Origin of the sequence: Ohessyouella blattaphilus (genome assembly GCF_024721265.1) — a bacterium.
GTDB classification, from domain to species: Bacteria; Bacillota; Clostridia; order Lachnospirales; family Lachnospiraceae; genus Aequitasia; species Aequitasia blattaphilus_A.
Map to the genome: position 1 here is coordinate 1 of NZ_JAMXOC010000049.1, position 4,603 is coordinate 4,603.

Consider the following 4,603-nt stretch of genomic DNA (forward strand, 5'->3'; position numbering starts at 1 on the left):
ATGCAGCCTGTATATAGGCTGCATTAGTGCGAATTATTTTTACCTTTCAGAGCTGACCCGTGGTTTCTGATAGATTATTCTTTTACATTTTGATTTCTTTTTTTTCTAAACGCTTATTCACATTCACTTTTAACAAGGTATAGATTACCGAAGTCAAAGGAATAAAGATCAGCATCCCGACAATCCCCATCAAACTTCCGCCGACTGTAACGGCAACTAAAACCCAAATGGATGGCAAGCCTACCGAGTTTCCTACTACGTGAGGGTAGATTAAATTACCTTCTATCTGCTGTAGCACCAAGAACATCACAATAAAACCTACAGCCTGCATCGGGTTTACCATTAAGATCAAAAAAGCTCCTAGGGCGCAGCCGATAAAAGCGCCAAAGATAGGAATCATCGCCGTCACCGTAATTACTAAGGCTACTAACAAAGCGTAAGGAAACTTGAAAATTGACATTGCAATGAAGAACATCGATCCTAAGATAACCGCTTCTAGGCATTGTCCCGTTAGAAAATTAGAGAAAGCCTTATACGTAAGGGAGGCAATTTCCATCATCCTATCTGCGTGCCTTTTGTTTAAAAAGGCATAAAATAGTTTCTGAACCTGAATACCTAACTTTTCTTTTTGAATAAGAATGTAGATGGCAAAAACAAAGGCAATAAAAAAGGTAGTAATACCGCTAATTACTTTTTGAGCTACCCAAAAAGTCGAGCTTACGACAGCATTTAAGCCTTGGTTAAAGGTAGCCATCCCTTTATCCACAATCCCCGCCCAATCAAACTCTATCTCGTTAAAAAGGTTCAGAAGGTCTTGATTATTTTTAAAAAGGTCTTCTCCCCAAGCCACCACTTTCGGTACGAATTTCTTAATGCTAACACCTAATTGTACAAGAGAATCCCCTACTTGCGGAATAACAACTAAAATAATAACCGCTAAAGCTCCTATTACAAGTAGAAGTAAAAGAACCAAACTAAGGGGCCTGGCTAGTTTCTTTAGAGTCTTGTGCTTTTCCGTTACCTTAGGAGAAAACAATTTCTTTTGAATAAAGGAAAGGGGCACGTTTAAGACGAAGGCAATTGCTCCGCCCACGATAAAGGGAAAGATAATACCTAAAATATACCCTAAGACCTCCAGGACGACCTGGTAATTCCAAATCGCCACCACCACCAGGGCCACAAAGACGATTAGCTCTTTTATTTTTCTCATGTTTTCCTTGTTAAATTCCATTAATTATTACTCCCATAGCGAAGGCGTTTTAGCAACTGAATAATCGGCAAGTTAAGCAAGGCCAGACCAAAGACGATTCCTAGTTGAGACAGGTTAAGGGTCTGCACCTTAAACATATTGTGTAAATCGGAAATAACAAGAACAGCAACAATTAATAATAGTCCTAAAGCAAAGGCGCCGATTAAATACCAGTTATCAAAAAATCTCTTCGTAAAAATAACCGGCTTATTCGCTTTACAGTTAAAGCCGTGTACCAGACGACCCATACATAAAGTACCAAATGCCATTGTTTGAGCTAATAGCGCTCCGTCCGTCTTGTATCCAATCATAAAAGCTACCATGGTCATCAACCCAATTACGAAGCCTTCTAGACCAATACTAAGTAAGAAATTGCCCGTTAAAATAGATTCCCCTTTCGGGCGAGGTTTCTCTTTCATGACCTCATTTGAATGTGGTTCTAAACCTAAGGCAATTGCTGGTAAGCTATCTGTTAACAAGTTGATAAACAATAAGTGCACTGGGGCGAAAGGTACCGGCAAACTAGCTAGGGAAGCTGCTAAGACGGCAAGAATCGCACCGAAGTTACCAGACAGTAAGAACTGAATGGAGTGTTTAATATTTGCATAAATATTTCTGCCGTTTTTAACGGCTTTAATAATGGTCGCAAAGTTATCATCTGTCAGAATCATGGACGCCGCATCTTTCGATACTTCCGTTCCCGTAATCCCCATGGCTACACCGATATCCGCTTGCTTAAGGGCGGGGGCATCGTTCACACCGTCACCGGTCATCGCCACAATATTGCCTCTGTCTTGCCAAGCTCTTACAATCCGAATCTTATGCTCCGGTGAGACTCGAGCATACACCGAAATCTTAGGTACAAATTCCTGTAATTCTTCGTCTGACATACTTTCAATCACAGCGCCTTCCACGGCCTCGCTCTTGTCTTTTAGAATGCCGATTCGCTTCGCAATAGCTGCCGCTGTAATCTTATGGTCACCCGTGATCATCACCGGTTTAATACCAGCTGCAATACACTCGGCTACCGCGTCTTTCGACTCGCCTCTCGGTGGGTCCATCATGGCAATCAAACCTAAGAAGGTCAAGTCTGCTTCATCCTCTACGGAAATTGGCTTTTTCTCGGTAAGCTCTTTATAACCAAAAGCTAGAACCCGCAGACCATCCTCAGAAAACTCTCGGTTCATCTCCTCAATTTTCTTTAAGTCCTCAGACGTAATTTCTCTGACTTCATTGTTAATCTTAATCTTCGTCAGACGGTTGATTAACACATCAACCGCACCTTTCGTTAGCATCGCATACCCTTCTTTTAAGTCATGGGTTGTGCTCATTAGCTTCCGATCACTATCAAAAGGAATCTCGTAGACTCTTTTATATTTCTGACGTAGTTCTAGGGTTTCATAACCAAAGTTAGAACCCAAGTTAATTAGAGCTGTTTCTGTCGGATCACCGATTTCTTTGCCCCCTACGTTCGTAGAATCATTACAAAGCATACTGGAGTGGAGAAGAAATTTTTGATCTGGTTGCTTAATATCAATTTTATCCACCGTAACTCTTTGGTTATCCACATAGTAGTCTTCTACCGTCATCTTATTCTGGGTTAGAGTTCCCGTCTTATCAGAACAGATAATTGAAACGCTACCAAGTCCCTCCACGGCTTGTAACTTCCGGATAATGGCATTCTCTTTTGCCATCTTCTGGGTACCAAAAGAGAGGACAATGGTTACAATCGAACTCAGTGCCTCCGGGATGGCTGCTACTGCTAAGGCTACCGCAAAGAGGAACGCATCAGCAAACACATTTTTATCGAAATGACCAGCTTTATAGATCGATACGCCCATGAGAATTCCACAGAAAATAAGAATAACAATGGATAGCTTCTTGCCAAAATCGTCTAGGTTCACTTGTAGTGGCGTTCTTTTCTCCTGGGCAGAATGAATCAAAGTCGCAATCTTGCCGACCTCTGTCTCCATCCCAATACCCGTCACCTCATAACCAGCTCGTCCATAGGTCACAAAGCTCCCGGAAAAGACCTTATTCGTTTGGTCGCCAAGGGGGGCACCTGCTGGAGCCTCCTCTAGGGACTTCTCCGCTGCTAAGCTCTCGCCGGTAAGCATACTTTCATCGACTTTAAGGCTAGCACACTCAATTAGCGTTCCATCCGCCGGAACGTAGTCACCTGCCTCAAGAATTACCCGGTCGCCAATGGTAACCTCTCTCGAAGGAATCTCGTACATATTGTTATCCCGAATAACCTTTGCCGTCGGCGCTGAAAGGGTCTTTAGACTATTTAAAGACTGTTCTGCCTTTAACGTCTGAACGGTTCCCAAAATGGCATTAATCGTGATGACGATAAAGATTACCACCGCACTCTCGATATCACCTAAAAAGCCTGAGGCAATCGCCGCAATAATTAAGATGATAACTAGAAAATCTTTAAACTGCTCTAAAAAGATTTGCACCGGGGTTTTCTTCTTGCCCTCAACTAATTCATTAAATCCGTACTTTTCCTGATTTTTTCTAGCTTGTTCACTTGTTAACATATATATCCTCTCTTTCTTGCAGACGTCTTCTAAAGTATGTTTTTACACATAAAAAAAGACAATTACTGCATAACCTAATATTATGCAATAAAAGTCTCACTTATTATTTACGTCCCGGATGCTAGGCATCGAATTGACGGAATCGTAAACGCATACACTAAGGTTATTGCGCAAGTTACTCCCTTTTACTACTAGTACATATCATATAATAAGAGCTTTTCAGGCCAATGTCAAACCTATTTGGCGTATTTTATAAAAGTATTAGAATTCAAAAATAAGTGACCTTGACTATTTTCCTAAATAATCAAAATCACTTACTTTTTTTAAAGTGAGCGTGCGGAGGTTCGAACTCCGGACAACTTGATTAAAAGTCAAGTGCTCTACCAACTGAGCTACACGCCCGTACTTATGTTATTGCAGTAAAAATGCCCAGAGCCGGAATCGAACCAGCGACACGAGGATTTTCAGTCCTCTGCTCTACCGACTGAGCTATCTGGGCATCTACGCGCAGGATATTATCACTGCACTGAGTAGCGGGGATAGGATTTGAACCTATGACCTTCGGGTTATGAGCCCGACGAGCTTCCAGACTGCTCCACCCCGCGTCAATATGAATTTTGTATCCTTTTCTTAAAAGGAAAGTGGATGGAGAAGGATTCGAACCTTCGAAGGCGTTGCCAACAGATTTACAGTCTGCCCCCTTTGGCCACTCGGGAACCCATCCATGTTATATAATCACTTATCTAAAAAAGTGAGTGGGACCAATAGGGCTCGAACCTATGACCCCCTGCTTGTAAGGCAGGTGCTCTCC

Annotated in this window: 2 protein-coding genes and 4 tRNA genes; all 6 read right to left on the reverse strand. The window is 42.1% G+C overall.

Features of this window, described 5'->3' with window-relative positions; translation table 11 throughout:
* Positions 1 to 82: 82 nt before the first annotated feature.
* The 6 genes from NHH16_RS15030 to NHH16_RS15055 all read right to left on the reverse strand — a co-directional run bounded on the left by NHH16_RS15030 (position 83) and on the right by NHH16_RS15055 (position 4,516).
* Positions 83 to 1,231, reverse strand: coding sequence for an AI-2E family transporter (locus NHH16_RS15030; protein ID WP_262070412.1), 1,149 nt, complete (start codon positions 1,229 to 1,231; stop codon positions 83 to 85).
* Positions 1,231 to 3,792: a cation-translocating P-type ATPase gene (locus NHH16_RS15035; protein ID WP_262070413.1), complete on the reverse strand. Its 2,562-nt coding sequence runs from the start codon at positions 3,790 to 3,792 to the stop codon at positions 1,231 to 1,233. Before NHH16_RS15035 ends, NHH16_RS15030 begins: the two co-directional genes overlap by 1 nt.
* 329 nt (positions 3,793 to 4,121) lie before the next feature.
* Positions 4,122 to 4,194: transfer RNA gene (locus NHH16_RS15040), tRNA-Lys, on the reverse strand.
* Between the two features lie 24 nt (positions 4,195 to 4,218).
* Positions 4,219 to 4,291, reverse strand: a tRNA-Phe gene (locus NHH16_RS15045).
* A gap of 32 nt (positions 4,292 to 4,323) precedes the next feature.
* Positions 4,324 to 4,397 (reverse strand) — tRNA-Met (locus NHH16_RS15050).
* 37 nt (positions 4,398 to 4,434) lie between these two features.
* Positions 4,435 to 4,516: transfer RNA gene (locus tag NHH16_RS15055), tRNA-Tyr, on the reverse strand.
* Positions 4,517 to 4,603: the final 87 nt, after the last annotated feature.

Coding starts and splice junctions, on each gene's coding strand:
- NHH16_RS15035 (WP_262070413.1), bottom strand. CDS start 3,792: ATGTTAACAAGTGAACAAGCTAGAAAAAATCAGGAAAAGTACGGATTT.
- NHH16_RS15030 (WP_262070412.1), bottom strand. CDS start 1,231: ATGGAATTTAACAAGGAAAACATGAGAAAAATAAAAGAGCTAATCGTC.